The sequence below is a fragment of the Nitratireductor alexandrii genome, from assembly GCF_004000215.1.
GTDB classification, from domain to species: Bacteria; Pseudomonadota; Alphaproteobacteria; order Rhizobiales; family Rhizobiaceae; genus Mangrovimarina; species Mangrovimarina alexandrii.
On sequence record NZ_RBVY01000005.1, the window covers coordinates 483,572 to 501,937 of the forward strand.

Sequence of the window (18,366 nt, forward strand, 5' to 3'; positions counted from 1 at the left end):
GAGAACTCAGCGCAGCATGCCCTTGACGATGCCGCTCGCCTTGCCGAAATCCATCCGGTCGGGGAATTTCTGCTTCAGCGCGTTCATGCATTTGCCCATGTCGCGCAGGCCGCCGGCGCCGACCTCGTTGATGACCTGCTTGCAGGCCTGCTTGACCGCCTCGTCCTCCAGCGGCCGCGGCAGGAAGCCGCGAATCACCGCGATCTCCTGGCGCTCCTGCTCGGCCAGTTCGAGCTGGCCGGCCTCTTCGAAAGTGCGCGCCGATTCCACGCGCTGCTTGAGCATCTTGCCCAGGATCGCCGTGATGTCCTCGTCGCTGACCGGGTCCTTGCCGGCCGCGCGGTTCGCGACGTCGCGATCCTTCACGGCCGCCTGGATCAGCCGGATCGTCGACAGCCGGCGTTTGTCTTGGGTCTTTTGCGCGTCCCTGAGTGCGCACGCGAGTTTTTCGCGCATCGGATCCATCTCCATTCGCGGCCATGCACCATAGCGCCCCGACTCGGCTGAGGCAAACCGTTTGTGAAAGTTTAAGTTATTGGTTTTATTGGATAAAACTTTTACCCTTGCGTCAATCTTCACCGATTGACCGGCGCCCGCGCTTCGCCTATTGTCCGCGCCTTGCATGGACGTATACCTGTTCGCACGGATCGACGGCTTGCCGTGGGTCGCGTGCGTTTCTTCGCGCCATATGGCCTTTGGCCGCTCGTCTTTCAAGCCCGGGCGGCCGACCTGACGGAGAGTAGAGATGACGCAATCGACCGCGGCCTGGACCGTGACGCCCGCCACGGCCCTGCTCGTTCTGGCCGACGGGACGGAGATCGAGGGGACCGGCCTCGGCGCCGAGGGAATCGCGGTCGGCGAGGTCTGCTTCAACACCGCCTTGACCGGCTATCAGGAAATCCTCACCGACCCCTCCTATGCCGGCCAGATCGTCACCTTCACCTTTCCGCATATCGGCAATGTCGGCGCCAATGACGAGGATATCGAAGACCTGACGCCGGCCGCGCGCGCCGGGGCCGTCGGGGCCGTGTTCAAATCCGATCTCACCGACCCGTCCAACCATCGCGCCGGCGAGCATCTCGACGCCTGGCTCAAACGCCGCGGCATGGTCGCCATGTGCGGCATCGACACCCGCGCGCTGACGGCGCTGATCCGCGAAAAGGGCATGCCCAACGCCGTGATCGCCCATGCGCGCGACGGCGTGTTCGACCGCGCCGAGTTGAAGCGGCGGGCCGCCGAGTGGCCGGGCCTGGTCGGGCTCGATCTGGCCAGGGAGGTCACCTCCGGCCAGAGCTCGACCTGGACCGAGACGCCGTGGCGGCTCGGCGACGGCTACGGCCGCCAGGACGCGCCGACCATGCATATCGTGGCGATCGACTATGGCGTCAAACGCAACATATTGCGGCTTCTGGCCGGTCTCGGCGCCGAGGTGACCGTGGTGCCGGCCACGACCACCGCCGAGGACGTGCTGGCCATGCATCCCGACGGCATCTTTCTGTCGAACGGCCCCGGCGATCCGGCCGCCACCGGCGACTATGCCGTGCCCGTCATTCGCGAGCTTCTGAAAAGCGACATCCCGGTGTTCGGCATCTGCCTGGGACACCAGATGCTGGCGCTGGCGCTCGGCGCGCGCACGGTCAAGATGCACCAGGGCCATCACGGCGCCAACCACCCGGTCAAGGACCACACCACCGGCAAGGTCGAGATCGTGTCGATGAATCACGGCTTCGCCGTCGATTCGGCCTCGCTGCCCGACACGGTGGAAGAGACCCATGTCTCGCTGTTCGACGGGTCGAATTGCGGCATCGCCGTCAAGGGCCGGCCGGTGTTTTCGGTCCAGCAGCATCCCGAGGCCTCGCCCGGCCCGCAGGATTCGCATTACCTCTTCCGCCGCTTCGTCAATTTGATCCGCGCGCGCAAGGGCGAGCCCGCGCTCGCCGAGCGCTAGCACCGAAGACGATTGCAACGCGGCCTCCGGCTCCGCATTCTGCTTCGGCAGGTGTTGGAGGACCGAGCCATGCGATTCGACAGGGAACTGATATCCAACGGCAACCCGATGGAGGCGATCGTCGGGTTTTCGCGCGCGGTGCGCGTCGGCCCGTTCATTTCGATCGGCGGTACCGCGCCCGTCGGCGCCGACGGCAAGACCGTCGGCATCGCAGATGTTGCCGCGCAAACCCGCCAGTGTATCGAAATCATCAAGGACGCGCTCGAGCGCGCCGGATCGGGGCTTCACGACGTCGTGCGCACGCGCGTCATCCTCACCGATATCGACAACTGGAAAGCGGCCATCGACGTCCGCAAGCAATATTTCAAGGATGTGCGGCCCGTCGACACGATCATGGCGATAGACCGTTTCGTGAACCCGGAATGGCTTGTTGAATTCGAGGCCGATGCGGTGATTGCGGGCTGGGGCGAAATTTAACCGCAAACAAGAAAAGGGCGGCCCGAAAGCCGCCCGGCCCCGCTCCGTTCGTGCCTCCTCGCGCTACGATGTCAACCGCAGCCGCACCACCCGGTCGCGGATTTCCTCGAACACCTCGTCGAGCTGCGAGCGCGACGGCGCGTCGAAGAAATGCGCCGAGCTCGAGGCACAATCCTTGAGCATCATGCCGGTCTTCACATCCGGCTCCTCGAGCCTGATCGTGTAGACGATGATGTTCTGCGCCTTGGCGTTATCGCACGCCGCCAGCGTCTTTTCGTTCATCAGCCGGTTGGTGTCGGAGGACGAACCGGCGGTGATGCCCAGCCGCCCGTCGACCAGATAGCCCTGACTGGAATAGCGCGACCCGAGCGCGTTTCTTGTGTTGCCGAACACGTTCGAGCCGTCGGTCAGGACGATCATGATCTTCTCGACGCCGATCTGCTTGGAATCGCGCCCTTCGGTGAACGGTTCGTGCGGCGACAGCACCCGCATGCCCCAGGCCACCCCTTCCATGATATTGGTGTTGCCGTTGGCCGTCAGCGATTCGACCTTGTCGACGATCGCCCTGAAATCGGTGTTCAGCGGCATGATCGGCTGGGTGACGCAATCGCGGTTCGGCCCGCGTCCGCCCGACATCTCGGCATCCGCCGGCAGCCATTCGAGCCCGGGATCGAGCGGGTCAGGCACGGTCACCCCGTATTTCAGGAGCTTCTTGGCCTTGCCGGCAGCGCTCTTGTCGAGCGGGTCCGCATCCGAGTTGATATAGCTGTTGGAATAACCCTTCTCGTCGGGCTCGTCGATCGAGAAGGCCGGCACGAACAGACTTGCCGCGTCCTTCTTGTTCGGCGCGCTGTCCTCGACGTCATGCGCCACCTTGCCGCCGCCGTAGCGCGTCTCAACGCAGCCTGCCCATTTTTCGCCGAGATGGTTGAACAGCTCGAACCGGCTCAGCCCGTTCTGCAGCTCGACCTGCGGAAGCTCCGCGTCCCCCTTGAGATCGAGCCACTTCGCGCCGGTCTTGTTCTTGACCTTGCCGTTCTTTTTGAATTGCGGGCCGTAATGCGGGCCGACATTGACGAAATTGGCAAACGGGACCACCGCGAATTTCAGCTTGTCCTTGCCCTTGACCTGGGCCGACATGGTGTTGACCAATCCCAGCACCGCATCCTTCATCGCGGTCAGCTTGCCGCCGGCCATGGAGCCGGTGGTGTCGAGCACCAGCGCGATTTCGTAGTTGGTATAGGCAAGGTCGGCCGCCGATCGCGCCGACACTTTCCAGTTCTCGTAGCCCAGCAGCGAGCCGAAGGTCAGGTTGGCACGCGCCGTCGCCTTGATGTCGACCTTGGTGCCGCTGCGATTGATATCCAGTTCCGCGAAGCGCGGGTCGAAATTCGTCGTCAGGAACTGATTGGCGATGGTGTTGGCTTCCGCGTCGGAGAGCGATTCGCCCTCGCGCGCGATCGCCAGCGCGGCCGAATCCATCGCCTGCTGCAGCTGCGCCTGTCTGGCGCTGATCGAGGCAAAGTCGAGCGCCGTGCCGCCGGCGAGCAGCAAAGGCAGCATCGCCAGCGCCATCATCATGCCGTAATGGCCGCTTTCGTCACGGCAAAAAAGCTGAAGCAGAGACCGTGCCATGCCAAACCCCCTCGGCAATTTGCAAGGGGCAAGTGTAGGACAGCCGCATTAATGCGCGGATAACCGGCAGGCTTAACGGCTTCATAACGAATTTTGGCGAACGGCCCCGGACCGGGGCGGTTTCCCGGCCTTGGGCGCGGCGTTCGGCTTCGGCCTCAGACCGGACCGTTAAACGTGTCGCAGGCGTCGAGCCGGCCGCTCTCCAGGCCGCGCGAGAACCATGCGCGCCGTTGCGCCGACGTGCCGTGGTTGAAGCTTTCGGGCACGACATACCCTTGCGTGCGCCGTTGCAGCGTGTCGTCGCCGATCTGGTTGGCGGCGTTGAGCGCCTCGTCGATATCGCCGGCCTCCAGCAGCCCCTTCTGCGCGGTAAAATGCGCCCACATGCCGGCGAAGCAGTCGGCCTGCAGCTCGACGCGGATCGACATCTGGTTGGCTTCGGCCTGGCTCATTGTCTGGCGCATCGCGTTGAATTTCGGCAGCACGCCGATCAGGTTTTGCACATGGTGGCCGACCTCGTGCGCGATCACATAGGCCTGGGCGAAATCGCCGGAGGCGCCGAAACGGCGGGCGAGTTCGTCGAAAAAATTCAGGTCGAGATAGAGTTTCTTGTCGCCCGGACAATAAAACGGTCCCGACGCGGCCGAGGCGAAGCCGCAGGCCGAGCGCACCTGGCCCGAAAACAACACCATTTTCGGCTCGGCATAGGTCGCGCCCTCGGCCTGGAAAATGCCTTTCCACACGTCTTCCGTCTCCGCCAGCACCACGCCGGCGAACTGCGCCGCCTCGTCGCTGGCCCGCGTCTGCTGCTGGCCGGCCGGCGCGCCGCCGGTGTCTTGCGACAATATTTCCAGCGGGTCGATGCCGCAGGCCCTGAGTGCGAAGAACAGCACCACCAGGACGATGATGCCCGAAATCCCGCCGCCGCCGCCGATCCGGCCGACCGGGATGCGCACGCCGCCGCCGCCGCGTCCGAACCCGCCGCCACCGGAGCGGCCGCGCCGGTCTTCCACATTGGAACTTTGTCGTCTGCCGCGCCAACGCATGTCGACCCTCCCAGCCAGTCCGCCGCGCCCGCCGCCAAGGGGGAACGCATGCTTTCGCGACGGTTTTAACCCATCAAGTCGTGTTCGTCTCGCCTCGCGTGCCGTCCGCCCCTCAACGCCCGAAGGCGCATCGTCTCCCGGTCGGGCGCTGCCCGTTCCAGGCCGCGCCGATATCGCGCGCCAAAGCGGCCCGGCCCGGCTTGAGCACGCCTTGCCGATCGCCCTTCAGATAAAGCACCACCCGCAAGCCGTTGCGCCCGGCCAGCGCGTCGGCGATCATCTCGTCGGCCAGGATGATGCGCCGCCCATAGGCGTGGCGCGACGCCAGCGCGAGTTGCGGCATGACGTGACCGACGAGCTCGGTGCAGAACAGCCGGTCGGGATCGTCGCCGTCGAAATTGAAATCGAACGGCCCGCCGACATGGCCGGCAAGCCGCGCCGCCGCGCCCGCGCGCCCGCCCTTGCCGGTGCGGTTCGGCCGCAGCAGCACCAGCCGGTCGGTGTTGAGCACCGCCTCGGGCCGCGACAGGTGCACGCCGCGATAGTCGGCCTCGACGAACACCGCGCCGGCGCGGATCGCGGCCTGGTGCGGCCGCACCGCCGGGTGGTCCCACACGCCGAGCCGGCGCAGCTCCGCCTCGGTGCCCAGATAGGTGACCGCGTGCACGAACAGGCCCGGCAGGGTGTTGCCGGACAGCCGGCCCTTGGAACTGACAACGACGACGTCGAGCGGCCGCATCCGCTCGCCGAGCAGGCGCAGCGCCTCGTCGTCGCCGGCCAGGTAGCCGCCGCGCCAGGCAATCCGGCCGATCACGTTTCCGATCAAGGGCGCCGCCGGCTCGGCGAGCGCCACCAGCCAGGCGGGCGAGCGCTCGGGCGTCTCGCAGCACCCGGCCAGCGGGTTGTCCGGCCCGGTCCCGGCATCGCCGGGCGCGTTTTGGGGCGCATGGGCGCAGGCCGCCAACAGCGCGGCGACGGCGAGCAGGGCCGTGAGGCGCAAGCGCGCCCGGTCAAGCGGTCGACGGCTGGTCACGCCTCCCCTCCGGCGGCAGGACGGGCCGGCATCACCGCAGCAGGAACACCTTGACGCTGCGCCGGTAGACCTCGACCTCGATCAGCGGCGTGCCGTTCATGATCGCCCGGCGGGTGCGCGCATCCATCGCCCCGCGCCGCTCGAGCATGGCTTGCAGACGCGCCCGCGCGTTGGCGGAGGCGAACCACGAATCGCCGGTGTCCTCCGCATCGATCCAGCCGAATTTGTGGTAGTTGGCCCGATCCTGGCGCACGACCTGCGCGGCGTTGTCGAGCGGATAGCCGTCGCTCGCCTCGTGATCATGGGGCGAAAGCCGCGCCACGTAGGAGCCGAGATAAGTATCGGCCGACGCCGTCGAGGCCGAAGCCGCGACCAACACCGCGCCGATCGCGGCCATAAGAACACGTCGTGTCAAGAACATCGCAAACCCTCCGTGCGTGCGCCCCGTTTCATGCCCCCTTTGCGCCCGCTCGCCCTTGATCCGGGTCAATCCGTCGAAGCGCGCGCCGATCCTACGACGCCGTGCGGCGGCAAGAAAGCCGCAACGGCAACAGGCGGCCCATATTGTCATGCCCGCTCCAGCGCGGCCACGATCTTGGCGAGTGCGGCCAGATAGGCCGCCTGCTCGGCCTCGTCGAGCGCAGCCAGCGCCGCGCCGTTGACCGCGGCCACCGCCGCGCGCACCGCCGGCGCCTTGTCGAGCGCCGCCGGCGTCAGCGACACCAGCGCGCTGCGCCCGTCGGCGGGGTCGGGGTCGCGGCGGATCAGCCCGTCGCGCTGCATGCGCGCCAGCGTGGCCGCCATGGTCGGCTGCTCGATGCCGGCGGCCGCGGCCAGCGCCTTCTGGGTCATGGTCGCGCCTTGGCCGAGCGCAAAAAACACCGGCAAATGGCCGGACGCGAGCCCGAGCGGCTTCAGCCGCCGGTCGATGGCGCGGGCAAAAAGCCGCGCGGCCCAGTTGGTCATGTAGCCGGCCGATCGGTTGCGGACAAAATCCATATTACATAGCTTGCTATTTAGTTACATCGTATGCTATATAACATGCAGTTCCCGCGTCGATCAAGGAGACGATCGCAATGGCTCTCACCAGCACCAAACATCGTTACGGCAGCGTCGCGGCCAGCCTGCACTGGCTGTCCGCGTTCGTGCTTTTCGCCCTCGTCGCGAGCGGCCTGCGGCTCGAGGCGATGGCCGGCGCCTCCGGCACGGCCGCTCTCTTGCGCCTTCATCTTAGCCTTGGGGTGATCGTCTTCGCGCTCACCCTGGCGCGCATCCTGTGGTGGGTCTTCGCCGACCGCCATCCCGAGCCCGTCGGCGGCGGCGCCGCCTGGCAGGCCAGGGCCGCGCGCCTCGTCCACCGGCTGTTTTATCCGGTGATCCTGCTCGCCGCCGCCAGCGGCATCGCCACCATCGCCGTGTCGGGCGCGGCCGGCCCGCTGTTCTTCGGCGACCCGGCTCCCCTGCCCGATTTTTCCGGCCTGGCCCCGCGCCGCGCGCACGGATTTCTGGCCTGGGCGCTGATCGTCCTCACCGGCCTTCATGTCGCCGCGGCACTCTATCACCAGCTGGTCAAGCGCGACCGCATCCTCGCCCGCATCCTGCCGGCCCTCGGCCGCGCGCGCCAGCCTGCCCCCTGAGCGGGCGCGACCGGCGGCGGGCCGATGACGGCCGGCGCGGGGCGCGTGTGGGTGCGCCCGCCCGCGCCGGTCCCGCCCCCGCCGCCTTGCTCTTGCCGCAGCCGCCCGGCACAGTGCCTGTGAACGCAAACCGGGGTCCTTGATGGGCGGTTCTGTCTCGGGCATGCGGCTGCGGCTCCTTTGTGCGGGCCTGGCGCTGGTGTGTGCCCTTTTCACCCTGCCGGCGGTCGCCGCCGCCCAGAACGACGCGCGCGCCCTGCGCGGCGTGGCGCTGGTGATCGGCAATGGCGACTATGCCCATCTGCCAAGGCTCGCCAATCCCGAAAACGATGCCGACGCGATCGAGGAGCTGCTCGCCGATCTCGGTTTCGAGTCCGTGCGCCGCACCGACCGCGACGCAAAAGACCTCGCCCGCGATCTCGACCGCTTCGTGGAAGACGCCGCCGAGGCCGATGTGGCGGTGTTTTATTATGCCGGCCACGGCATCGAGGCCGGCGGCGAGAATTTCCTGATCCCCGTCGACGCGGACCTGTCGGCCCTTGGCGCGGCGTCCGAGCGCCTCGTGCCGCTCAACGAGATTCTTGCCCGGCTGCGCGAGAGCGTGGCCGTCACCATCCTGCTGCTCGACGCCTGCCGCGACAATCCGTTCCCGCCCGGCGCGACGCTGAAACGCACCGCCGGCGCCCAGCCGGTGCCGGTCTCGGCCGGCGGCCTGGCCGAGACGCGCGGCGCCCGCGCCCTTGCCGACACGCCGGCCGGGACGACCACGGGCCCGCTCGGCATGGTGATCGGCTTCGCCGCCGAGCCGGGCCGCCCGGCCCTCGACGGCACCGGCGACAACAGCCCCTACGCGGCCGCGCTGCTGCGCCACGTCTCCGCCATGGCGGGCACCGAATTCGGCACCGTCATGCGCATGGTGGCCGAGGAGGTCTATCTGAAGACCGACGGCCGACAGCTTCCGTGGACGAATGCCAGTCTGCGCCGCCTGCTTTATTTCGGCGAGGCGCCCGCGCCGGTCGAAGGACCGCCGGGCGAGATCCTCGCCGAGCGCCGGCGCCTGCTCCTGACCATCGCCGACCTGCCGGCGGTGCGGCGCACCCAGGCCGAGAACCTCGCCCGCGGCGGCGAGGTGCCGATGAGCGTCGTCTTCGCCATGATGCAGGCGCTCGGCGTCGAGGCGACCGGCGACCCCGCCGCCGTCGAGGCGCGGCTGCGCGCCGAAATCGGCCGCTTCGCCGAAAACCGCCGGGCAAACGCGGCGCTCGCCAATCCCGATCCGGAGATCGAGCGCCTGTCGCGCCTGGCCGACGAGGCCGAACTGGAAGGCGCGCTCGAAACCGCCGATCGGCTGCGCGACGGCGCCAAGCAGCGTGTCGCGGCGCTGCGCTCGACCCGCGACCGGCAGATCGCCGCCCTGCGCGACCGCATTGCCGAGGATGCGGCGGTCTTTGCCCGCAGCGCGGAGACCAAAAAACTGCTCTTCCGCCACGCCGAGGCCGCCGACGACTATGCCGAGGCCCGCGCCATCCTCGCCGATTGGGACGACAAAAAAGCGCTGGACTACCGCCGCGCGGAAATCGCCGCGCGCCTGACCGACGCCGAGTTGAAGGGATCGCGATCCTCGCTCGCCGCCGCCGAACGCCTGGCGCGCGAGACGCTGCTCGATGGCGATGGCCTGCCCGCCGGCGAGCGGGCCCGTTTCGCGCATGGCCTGGCCCGCGCCCTGATGCTGCGCGGCGCCAAAACCGGCGACGACGCCGCCGTTCGCGAAGCGCTGGGCGTGCTCGAAACGGCCGGCGCCGACGCCGAGGCGCTGCCGGCCGGCGAGCGCGCCAGGCTTTTGCTCGATACGGGGCGCGCCGGCGGGCAAATCGCGTTGACGGCCGGCGACGCCGCCGCCTTGGCCGACGCCGGGACGAAATTCGCCGCGGCCGCCGCCCTCGCCCGCCAGGCCGGGGATCGGGCGACGGAGGCCGAGGCGCGTTTCCGGCACGTGCAGGCGCTTTATTATCGCTGGGCGGCCGCGCCCTCTTTGATGCTTTTCGCCGCCTTGCAGGGCGAGCTCGGCACGCTTGTCGCCATGCTCGACACCGACGGCGACATCGATCCGGTGTCGGCGCGCTACGCGGTGCGCGCGCCGCAGATCGCGCTCGATCTCGCCATGCGCCTGAACACGACCGAGGCCCTGTCGACGGCAACCGAGATGAACGCCATGACCGCCGGCCTGTTCGACCGCGAGCGTTTTCCCCTGCTCTGGGCCGAGATCGCCACCACCGGCGGGCGGATCGGCCTGGAATGGGCGGACCGTTTCGGCGACCTCTCCGGGCTTTCCGCCGCGCTGGAGGCGCACGAGGCCGCGTTGGCGATCTTCCGCCAGGCCGGCGCGCGGGCCGCCGCCCTCGACGCAGCGTGGCAACGCGCGCTGACCCTGGTGGCGATCGGCCTGCGCGAGGACGGCACGCGGCACCTCGCCGCGGCACTGGACGCGCTCGACGCCGTCGAACGCGACCCTCTCGCCGGTTCCAATCCGCGACAGCTCCGGCTGGTCCGGCTGCAAAAGGCGCGGGTGCGCGCCGGCATCGGCCGGCGCCAGGGCGATGCAGCCACGTTGGACGAGGCCGTCGCCGGGCTCAGGGCCGCCCATGAGGGCTTCGACCCGGCCGGCGAGCCGCAATTGGCGACCTTCGCGCAGGCCGAGCTCGGCAAGGCGGTGCAGGCGCTGGCGGCCCTTAATGGCGATGCCGAGGGTCTGCGCGAAAGCGTCGACCTGCTGCAAACCGCGATCGGGCAGTACGAGGCGTGGCAGGCGCCGGCGACCAACCCGGTCCCGTTCGTCGAGCTTTTCGCGCATTATGCCGACGCGGCCGCGAGGCTGGCGATCGCGACCGGCAGCCCCGGCGACATCGACCGCGCGGTCGCGGCCGGAACCCGGATCAACCGCCATATGCAAGATTTCGACAACCAGCAGGGGATCGCGCTCACCGCCAACACGCTGGCCTTCGTCATCGTCCAGGGCCTGCGCGCCGATTTCGACGCCGGCCGCCTGGCGCTGGCCGAGGAGATGGCCGCGGCCGCCCTGGCGCGGGCGCCCGCTTTGCCCGCCTTTGCCGGCTATTTCGAAAACACCGCCTGCGAGGTGCACACCGAAAAGGCCCGCCACGACGCCGACCTGGCGGCCGCGCGCCAGGCCCTGGCGTTGTGCGAAAGCGGTCTGGCGAAGCTCGAAATCATCGACGACGCCGAAGCGGTCGCGACTGCGCAAAAAGCCGTCGCCCGGGCCAAAGCGCTAATCGCGTTGCTCGCCGCGCAATAGGCGTCCGGCCGGCTCGAAAGCCCTATCCCGGCAGCCCATCGAGTGTCGGAACCGCGCTGAGCCCCGTATCCCAGTCCGCCCGGCTCGCGCAGCAAATATGCGCGGTCGGCCGTATCTCCACCGGGCTGTCGAGGCTTCCGGCCGGCACCGCCAGCAGGGCGCCGTCTGCCTGTAGCGTTGGAACGGCCGAGCCGCATTCGGTGCAAAAGCTCTTTTCGTGCCGGGTCCCGGGCACCCGGTAGGTCCTGATCTTGTCGTGCCCCGACAGCCAGGCGATCGTCGCGGTGGAGGAAAACAGATTGGCCGCGTGCGCGGAGCCGGTATCCTTGCGGCACCGCCGGCAATGGCACAGGAAAAACGCCTCGAACGCGCCGCTGATCTCGAATGCGACGGCGCCGCACAAACACGCACCGACGGTTTTTTGGGTCACGACCCACCTCGCTCTCGTCTGAAAGGGCCGGACGCGCCGGCCGACAGCCTTGTCCTAAAGCCCGCGCCCCCGATTCGCGACCCGTCCGGTCCGGCGATCGGCAAAAATACGCCGGACATGCGCCGGCGAAAGCCGGCCGGCACGCGTCGTCACAAGGGCGGCACGGGGTTTTTCCAAACACGGCGTGCTCGCCGACAGGCGCATCCATGCGGCCGCCGAATTCGACCTTTCCAACGGCCGCCGCGGCATGGCGCGCTCCGTGCGCGGCGCCAAGAAATATGCCAACGCCCCGCTTCCGTGTCCGCGAAAACCCGGCCACGCGGCGCAGCGCCGGCGAAACGGCATAGGCCCGCATGGCCGTGTGGCCGGTTTGTGTGTTGGATTGCGTCGTTGCGGCCGCTTTCGGCTCTTCCCTCGCGGTTTTCTCTCCCCTATAAGGCCCGCCTAGCCTGACAAGATTTTCTCTTGCGCACCGACCGGGCTCCGCGATGCGCCACACGCGCACCCCGGAGACGCCCCGCGCCGGGTCCTCGCGCAAGAACGTTCGAACGGACAGATCGCCATGCCCAAACGCACCGACATCGCCTCCATTCTCATCATCGGAGCGGGGCCGATCGTCATCGGCCAGGCCTGCGAGTTCGACTATTCCGGCACCCAGGCGGTCAAGGCGCTGAAGGACGAGGGCTACCGGGTGGTGCTGGTCAACTCCAATCCGGCCACCATCATGACCGACCCGGAACTGGCCGACGCCACCTATATCGAGCCGATCACGCCGGAAGTGGTGGCCAAGATCATCGCCAAGGAGCGCCCCGACGCGCTGTTGCCGACCATGGGCGGCCAGACCGCGCTCAACACCGCCCTGTCGCTGCGGCGCATGGGCGTGCTGGAACGCTACGGCGTGGAGATGATCGGCGCCGACGCCGCGGCGATCGACATGGCCGAGGATCGGGCGCTGTTTCGCGAGGCGATGGCCAGGATCGGGCTGGAAACGCCGAAATCGGTGCTCGCCAACGCCACCGAGGTCAAGGACGCCGACCGCAAGACCCACGAGGCCGAGCGCGCCGGCCTGCGCGAGACGCTGTCGGGCGACGCGCTCGACGCCGCGCTCGACGAGCTCGAGAATCGCTGGAATCTCGGCGAGGGCGACCGCAAGCAGCGTTACATGGCCCACGCCATGGCCGTCGCCGCGACCGCGCTCGACCATGTCGGCCTGCCGGCGATCATCCGCCCCTCCTTCACGCTCGGCGGCACCGGCGGCGGCATCGCCTTCAACCGCTCCGAGTTCTTCGAGATCGTCGAGCGCGGCCTCGACGCCTCGCCGACGACCGAGGTGCTGATCGAGGAATCGGTGCTCGGCTGGAAGGAATACGAGATGGAGGTCGTGCGCGACCGCGCCGACAACTGCATCATCATCTGCTCGATCGAGAACATCGATCCGATGGGCGTTCACACCGGCGATTCGATCACGGTGGCGCCGGCGCTCACCCTCACCGACAAGGAATACCAGGTGATGCGCAACGCCTCGATCGCGGTGTTGCGCGAGATCGGGGTGGAGACCGGCGGCTCCAACGTCCAGTTCGCCATCGACCCGGCGAGCGGGCGCATGGTCGTCATCGAGATGAACCCGCGCGTGTCGCGCTCCTCCGCGCTCGCCTCCAAGGCGACCGGCTTCCCGATCGCCAAGGTGGCGGCCAAGCTGGCGGTCGGCTACACGCTCGACGAACTGGAAAACGACATCACCGGCGGCGCCACCCCGGCCTCCTTCGAGCCGTCGATCGACTATGTGGTCACCAAGATCCCGCGCTTCACCTTCGAAAAATTCCCCGGCGCCGAGCCGGTCCTGTCGACGGCGATGAAGTCGGTCGGCGAGGTGATGGCGATCGGCCGCACCTTTGCCGAAAGCCTGCAAAAGGCGCTGCGCGGGCTCGAAAACGGCCTGACCGGGCTCGACGAGATCGAGATTCCGGGCGCCGGCCCCGGCAGCGACAGCGACGACGCCCGCAACGCCATCCGCGCCGCCCTCGGCACGCCGACGCCCGACCGGCTGCGCCAGGTCGCCCAGGCGATGCGCATGGGCACGGCGCTCGCCGACATCCACGCCATGTGCGCCATCGACCCCTGGTTTCTGGAACAGATCGCCGCGATCGTGGCGATGGAGGCCCGCGTGCGCGAGCACGGCCTGCCGGCCGACGCGCAGAACCTGCGCATGTTGAAGGCGATGGGCTTTTCCGACGCCCGCCTCGCCTCGCTCACCGGCCTCGACGCCGAGGCGGTCAGGAAGGCGCGCCACGCGCTCGCCGTCCACCCCGTCTACAAGCGCATCGACACCTGCGCGGCCGAGTTCGCCTCGCCGACGGCCTATATGTATTCCACCTACGAGGTGCCGTTCGCCGGCGCGCCCGCCGACGAGGCAAAAGTCTCCGACCGCGACAAGGTCGTCATTCTCGGCGGCGGCCCGAACCGCATCGGCCAGGGCATCGAGTTCGACTATTGCTGCTGTCACGCCGCCTTCGCGCTCGCCGACGCCGGCTACGAATCGATCATGGTCAACTGCAATCCCGAGACGGTGTCGACCGATTACGACACCTCCGACCGGCTCTATTTCGAGCCGCTGACCGACGAGGACGTGCTGGAAATCCTGCGCGCCGAACAGGCCGCCGGCCGGCTGGTCGGCGTCATCGTCCAGTTCGGCGGCCAGACGCCCCTGAAACTCGCCGAGGCGCTGGAAAAGGCCGGCATCCCGATCCTGGGCACCGCGCCCGACATGATCGACCTGGCCGAGGACCGCGACCGCTTCCAGAAGCTTCTGACCCGGCTCGGCCTCAAGCAACCGAAGAACGGCATCGCCTTTTCCGTCGAGCAGGCCCGGCTGGTGGCCGGCGAGCTCGGCTTTCCGCTGGTCGTGCGCCCCTCCTACGTGCTCGGCGGCCGCGCCATGCAGATCATCCACGAGGAAGGCCAGCTCCAGACCTATCTGCTCGACACCGTGCCCGGCCTGGTGCCGGAGGACATCAAGCAGAAATATCCCAACGACAAGACCGGCCAGATCAACACCCTGCTCGGCAAGAACCCGCTTTTGTTCGACACCTATCTGGCCGGCGCGATCGAGGTCGACGTCGACTGCCTGTCCGACGGCGCCGCGACCTATGTCGCCGGCATCATGGAGCATATCGAGGAGGCCGGCATCCATTCCGGCGATTCGGCCTGCTCGCTGCCGGTCCACACGCTGGGTCCCGACACCGTCGCCGAGCTCGAGCGCCAGACCGCGGCCCTGGCCGGCGCGCTCGGGGTCGGCGGGCTGATGAACGTGCAATACGCCGTCAAGGACGGCGAGATCTTCGTGCTCGAGGTCAATCCGCGCGCCTCGCGCACCGTGCCCTTCGTGGCCAAGACCATCGGCCGGCCGATCGCCAAGATCGCCGCCCGCGTCATGGCCGGCGAGAGCCTGGACGCCACCTTCGCCGCCTATGGCGGAAGGCCCGATCCCGAAAAGCTCGCCCACATCGCCGTCAAGGAGGCCGTGTTCCCGTTCGCCCGCTTCCCCGGCGTCGACATCCTCTTGGGCCCGGAAATGAAGTCGACCGGCGAGGTGATGGGCCTCGACCGCGAATTCGCGCTCGCCTTCGCCAAGGCCCAGCTCGGCGCCGGCGTCGACCTGCCGCGCTCGGGCACCGTGTTCGTGTCGGTGCGCGACGCCGACAAGCCCGGCGTGCTGCCGGCCGTCAGGCGGCTTGCCGATATCGGCTTCAAGGTGCTGGCCACCGGCGGCACCGCCCGCTTCCTGCGCGAAAACGGCATCGAGGCCGAAAAGATCAACAAGGTGCTGGAAGGCCGCCCCCATATCGAGGACGCCATCCGCAACCGCCAGGTCCAGCTGGTCTTCAACACCACCGACGGCCAGAAGGCGGTGTCGGATTCCAAGTCGCTGCGCCGCGCCACGCTGATGCAGAAAGTGCCCTATTACACCACCATGGCCGGCGCCGAAGCCGTCGCCGAAGCCATCGCCGCCTTGAAGGCCGGCTCGCTCGAGGTCCGCAAGCTGCAGGATTATTTTTAAGCCTCTCCCCTTGCGGGCAGGATAGCCGAAGGCCGGGCCCGGCGCCCTGTCTCTCCCCTTGCGGGAGAGAAAGCGTTTTCCCGCATGTGCGAGGGGCTTGTCCCCGAGCACGTGCCTGGAAAACGCAAGAGAGGGGATGGGGACGGCTTGGCCGATCTCCCCCCTTGCAGGGGGCGCGCAGCCGGTTCGCGGAGCGTATCCATCGTGCCGGCGCCACGATGGAAGGCCGGCGAGCGCCGGCACGCTGTGGAGCAGCGGGGACCCGGCCGACGGCAGCACAGAGGGGTGCGAAGGGGCACAGCCGCCGCGCCCGCCAGCGACATGACCAGCGCCGCCTGAACCCGCATGCCGAGCCTTGAGCGCCGTCGAAGGGCCGCAGGACGACGGCGCTATGAGCAGCGGCGAGGCTGGTGCAGAAAGCGCCCTCTTCCATCACCTTGGCCACCACGAGAGCCGCCGCCGAGGTGATCGCCGTGTTTAAGGCCGACGCCTTCCTAGGCTCGCCGAGGCTTAGCATCCCCAAATTTTGGCAGGTCACCAATGAGTTCCGCTCGCGGCAAGCGGCGGCGAAGACCGGTACTCCCACTTCGGAAGAATTTTCCTCTGCTATTTCAAATCTGCAGAGCGCAAAGTACTTATCCAACTGCTGAATTTGTGCTGTAATCCACGCTAAGTTAATTCGCCAAAGATACCGACACATGACACATGCTAAATTGGTGCTTTGATGCTATCAGTGACTGACCCTGCGCGTGAGCTTGCGGACGCATGCGAACGCCTCTCAAAACCTTCCAACAAACGTGGTGACGACCATCTAGCAGAGCACTTTTCTGTACCAACATGGTCTACCGAATTTTTCCAGATTATCTTCTGCCTTTCCGAGCGAGCAGATCAATTAGGAGAAATTATAAATAACCTAGAAATTGACGAAGATTACAAAAAGGACGCTCTGATTCATATTAGGCATATAAAAAAGGCGTTTTCTCGAGAAACGATGATGCATACATGGCATCAACAAGGAATTACATACCTTAGCAGAGAAAATATCCAGCCAATAAAAATGCTTTCTCCTCTTGTTAGGAAGAAAATTTCATACCCTAAACTTGACGATTCAGAAATTGATGAGGTACTTAAATTAACAGATGATCTTGAGAAATGGCTATCAAAACATCAGTTGAATGAACAAGACTTCATCAGACAAGCGATACTGGATGGAATCCGACAATTTCGTTTCCGCCTCGAGCGAATCGGATGGCTTGGATGGGGTTACACCGTTGCCTCGTTGCGAGACATCATAGGAGCTTATCTAGCACTCGAAAGAGGGATCGTTCCAAATAAAACGCCCGATTCTGAAGCTGTTCTCAAGAAGGCATATGGATCCTTAAGGAAAATATATGAGAAAATCGGCATTCTTAAAGATGTATCCAACACTGGCGAGTTTTTACTAAAGGCATATGGGGCCGCGTCTTTAGTGATGGATAGCCGTGTGATTGCAGGCCTCCTTTCTCATGCCGACTAACCAGAACCTAAAAATTTACTGGGATACGTCATAGAAATTTTTCTCACCACGAGGACAATTTTCACGTAGGAGATATGCGCAGCGGAGTATTGAAGGCTCATCTGTACCGTAGCTTTCCTCGGTATGCCCGCAACGATTGCAGGTTAATTCGACGCCCTCAACCATTCCGTGGTGGCCATCGAGTTCGACGTAATTCGTCGTGGTTGTTATACGTGCCACAAGGTCTTTTCCTATAGCCTCACAAGGCAGCCTTAGGAACAAGCTTAGGACGTCGCCGCTCTTTCCTCTTTGCCTGCTTCATCATCTTGGCCGCCTTGCTGATGCGCGCAGCCGCCTCCTTGGCCTTGTCCCTTTCAACTGTCTCACACTTGGCCGTCGCACCTTCAAGCAACATTTTCAGCTTTTCACTACAAATCTTAATATCGGCCGGAACCCGATCAGAAAATTTCCTCGTCAGTTTGGCCGTGCTTCTTGCATATCACCTCGAATTATTGATTACGCAAGCAGTCGGACACAAGTCTTTTTTTGTTGAACTAATTTAGCTACCTCAGCAACCACCCCAACAGCCACGCGATAGCGCGGCCTGTCCAGGCTCCATGCCGCGAAACTGGCGCAGATCACAGACGTTCCGGCACAAAACCCGGCGCGCGGTCGCAAAAACCCCTGACCGAAATGGCAACGGAGAGACGGAACCACGCGGACAAATCGCCCGCGCCAACCGCCGCCGCCGCCCGCCACCCCCCTCTCCCCAACCCCCTTCCCCATTCCCCACGCTTTTTTCATCCACGCCCCTCGCCGCCTCGCTTACCCTTTGCCCAGTTCTTCTCGCGGGAACGCCGATCATGACGGTGATTGCGCGGAGGGGAACCGGCGCCTCCGTTTCGGCCTCGTAAGCCGGCGCCGGGGCGGCCGCGTCCAAGGGTTCCCCTGCGGGCATGACGACCCGCGCGTGCCGGACGGTGCACTCGGTCCGTCCCTCAAGGGACGGCGGAAGCGGAACGGACGCGGACGAAAAAACGCCGGGCGGCGGTCTTCGGATCGCACGAAATGCAAAGGCGAGCGAGCCGAAGGCCGCCGTCTCCCGACCGCAATGGCCAGACGCTTCGGCGGGCGTGGCAGCGATGGAGCATGGGCAATGGACAGCAGCAAACCGCAGGCAAGGCGCGACATTCCGGCCAAGGGCCGAGCCGGCGACCGCCGGCCGCCCGCGTTGTCGGGCGCGCCCGCGCAGGGCCCGGCGCGCAGCGACGGAACGGCCCGCGAGCGAAGTCAAG

General features: G+C 66.5%; 14 protein-coding genes. 7 read left to right on the forward strand and 7 right to left on the reverse strand.

The window, feature by feature from the left end; genetic code table 11:
* Positions 1–6 precede the first annotated feature (6 nt).
* The gene (locus tag EP380_RS14470; protein WP_127599115.1) at positions 7–456 is read right to left on the reverse strand and encodes a GatB/YqeY domain-containing protein; all 450 of its coding nucleotides are present in this window, start codon (positions 454–456) and stop codon (positions 7–9) included.
* 289 nt (positions 457–745) lie between these two features.
* On the opposite strand from EP380_RS14470, the gene carA reads away from it, so the two are divergent.
* Both carA and EP380_RS14480 read left to right on the forward strand, forming a co-directional pair.
* Entirely contained in the window at positions 746–1,948 is a 1,203-nt protein-coding gene (gene carA / locus EP380_RS14475) for a glutamine-hydrolyzing carbamoyl-phosphate synthase small subunit (RefSeq protein WP_127599088.1), read from the forward strand.
* 69 nt (positions 1,949–2,017) lie between these two features.
* Positions 2,018–2,425: a Rid family hydrolase gene (locus EP380_RS14480; RefSeq protein WP_127599089.1), complete on the forward strand. Its 408-nt coding sequence runs from the start codon at positions 2,018–2,020 to the stop codon at positions 2,423–2,425.
* A 63-nt stretch (positions 2,426–2,488) separates the two neighbouring features.
* On the opposite strand, the gene EP380_RS14485 is transcribed toward EP380_RS14480, so the two are convergent.
* The 5 genes from EP380_RS14485 to EP380_RS14505 form a co-directional block, all read right to left on the reverse strand.
* On the reverse strand, positions 2,489–4,060 hold the full coding sequence (locus EP380_RS14485; RefSeq protein ID WP_238719867.1) for a pilus assembly protein: 1,572 nt from the start codon (positions 4,058–4,060) through the stop codon (positions 2,489–2,491).
* 155 nt (positions 4,061–4,215) lie between these two features.
* Complete coding sequence (gene ypfJ / locus EP380_RS14490) at positions 4,216–5,106, reverse strand: KPN_02809 family neutral zinc metallopeptidase (RefSeq protein WP_127599090.1); 891 nt, start codon at positions 5,104–5,106, stop codon at positions 4,216–4,218.
* A gap of 112 nt (positions 5,107–5,218) precedes the next feature.
* Positions 5,219–6,139 (reverse strand): hypothetical protein, encoded by a 921-nt coding sequence (locus tag EP380_RS14495; protein WP_127599091.1) that lies wholly within the window; start codon positions 6,137–6,139, stop codon positions 5,219–5,221.
* A 31-nt stretch (positions 6,140–6,170) separates the two neighbouring features.
* Positions 6,171–6,560, reverse strand: a complete 390-nt coding sequence (locus tag EP380_RS14500) for a hypothetical protein (RefSeq protein ID WP_127599092.1) — start codon at positions 6,558–6,560, stop codon at positions 6,171–6,173.
* Positions 6,561–6,706: 146 nt separating this feature from the next.
* Positions 6,707–7,105: a MarR family winged helix-turn-helix transcriptional regulator gene (locus EP380_RS14505; protein WP_238719868.1), complete on the reverse strand. Its 399-nt coding sequence runs from the start codon at positions 7,103–7,105 to the stop codon at positions 6,707–6,709.
* Between the two features lie 110 nt (positions 7,106–7,215).
* On the opposite strand from EP380_RS14505, the gene EP380_RS14510 reads away from it, so the two are divergent.
* The gene (locus EP380_RS14510; RefSeq protein ID WP_127599093.1) at positions 7,216–7,776 is read left to right on the forward strand and encodes a cytochrome b; all 561 of its coding nucleotides are present in this window, start codon (positions 7,216–7,218) and stop codon (positions 7,774–7,776) included.
* A 142-nt stretch (positions 7,777–7,918) separates the two neighbouring features.
* Positions 7,919–11,089 carry a caspase family protein gene (locus tag EP380_RS14515; protein WP_127599094.1) on the forward strand — a complete coding sequence of 1,057 codons (3,171 nt, stop codon included), beginning with the start codon at positions 7,919–7,921 and terminating at the stop codon, positions 11,087–11,089.
* Positions 11,090–11,111: 22 nt separating this feature from the next.
* Here EP380_RS14515 and EP380_RS14520 read toward each other — a convergent pair whose 3' ends face one another.
* Positions 11,112–11,519, reverse strand: coding sequence for a GFA family protein (locus EP380_RS14520; RefSeq protein WP_127599095.1), 408 nt, complete (start codon positions 11,517–11,519; stop codon positions 11,112–11,114).
* Positions 11,520–12,081: 562 nt separating this feature from the next.
* Here EP380_RS14520 and carB point away from each other — a divergent pair.
* From carB to EP380_RS14535, 3 genes are all read left to right on the forward strand, one after another.
* A complete protein-coding gene (carB, locus tag EP380_RS14525; protein WP_127599096.1) occupies positions 12,082–15,576 on the forward strand; it encodes a carbamoyl-phosphate synthase large subunit in 3,495 nt (1,164 codons plus the stop codon).
* 410 nt (positions 15,577–15,986) lie between these two features.
* On the forward strand, positions 15,987–16,226 hold the full coding sequence (locus tag EP380_RS14530; RefSeq protein WP_127599097.1) for a hypothetical protein: 240 nt from the start codon (positions 15,987–15,989) through the stop codon (positions 16,224–16,226).
* Between the two features lie 83 nt (positions 16,227–16,309).
* The gene (locus EP380_RS14535; protein WP_127599098.1) at positions 16,310–17,092 is read left to right on the forward strand and encodes a hypothetical protein; all 783 of its coding nucleotides are present in this window, start codon (positions 16,310–16,312) and stop codon (positions 17,090–17,092) included.
* Positions 17,093–18,366 lie beyond the last annotated feature (1,274 nt).

What these genes read in the sequence shown, in the direction of transcription:
- EP380_RS14470 (WP_127599115.1), bottom strand. Translation starts at nt 456, where the DNA reads ATGCGCGAAAAACTCGCGTGCGCACTCAGGGACGCGCAAAAGACCCAA.
- carA (WP_127599088.1), top strand. Translation starts at nt 746, where the DNA reads ATGACGCAATCGACCGCGGCCTGGACCGTGACGCCCGCCACGGCCCTG.
- EP380_RS14480 (WP_127599089.1), top strand. Translation starts at nt 2,018, where the DNA reads ATGCGATTCGACAGGGAACTGATATCCAACGGCAACCCGATGGAGGCG.
- EP380_RS14485 (WP_238719867.1), bottom strand. Translation starts at nt 4,060, where the DNA reads ATGGCACGGTCTCTGCTTCAGCTTTTTTGCCGTGACGAAAGCGGCCAT.
- ypfJ (WP_127599090.1), bottom strand. Translation starts at nt 5,106, where the DNA reads ATGCGTTGGCGCGGCAGACGACAAAGTTCCAATGTGGAAGACCGGCGC.
- EP380_RS14500 (WP_127599092.1), bottom strand. Translation starts at nt 6,560, where the DNA reads ATGTTCTTGACACGACGTGTTCTTATGGCCGCGATCGGCGCGGTGTTG.
- EP380_RS14505 (WP_238719868.1), bottom strand. Translation starts at nt 7,105, where the DNA reads ATGACCAACTGGGCCGCGCGGCTTTTTGCCCGCGCCATCGACCGGCGG.
- EP380_RS14510 (WP_127599093.1), top strand. Translation starts at nt 7,216, where the DNA reads ATGGCTCTCACCAGCACCAAACATCGTTACGGCAGCGTCGCGGCCAGC.
- EP380_RS14515 (WP_127599094.1), top strand. Translation starts at nt 7,919, where the DNA reads ATGGGCGGTTCTGTCTCGGGCATGCGGCTGCGGCTCCTTTGTGCGGGC.
- carB (WP_127599096.1), top strand. Translation starts at nt 12,082, where the DNA reads ATGCCCAAACGCACCGACATCGCCTCCATTCTCATCATCGGAGCGGGG.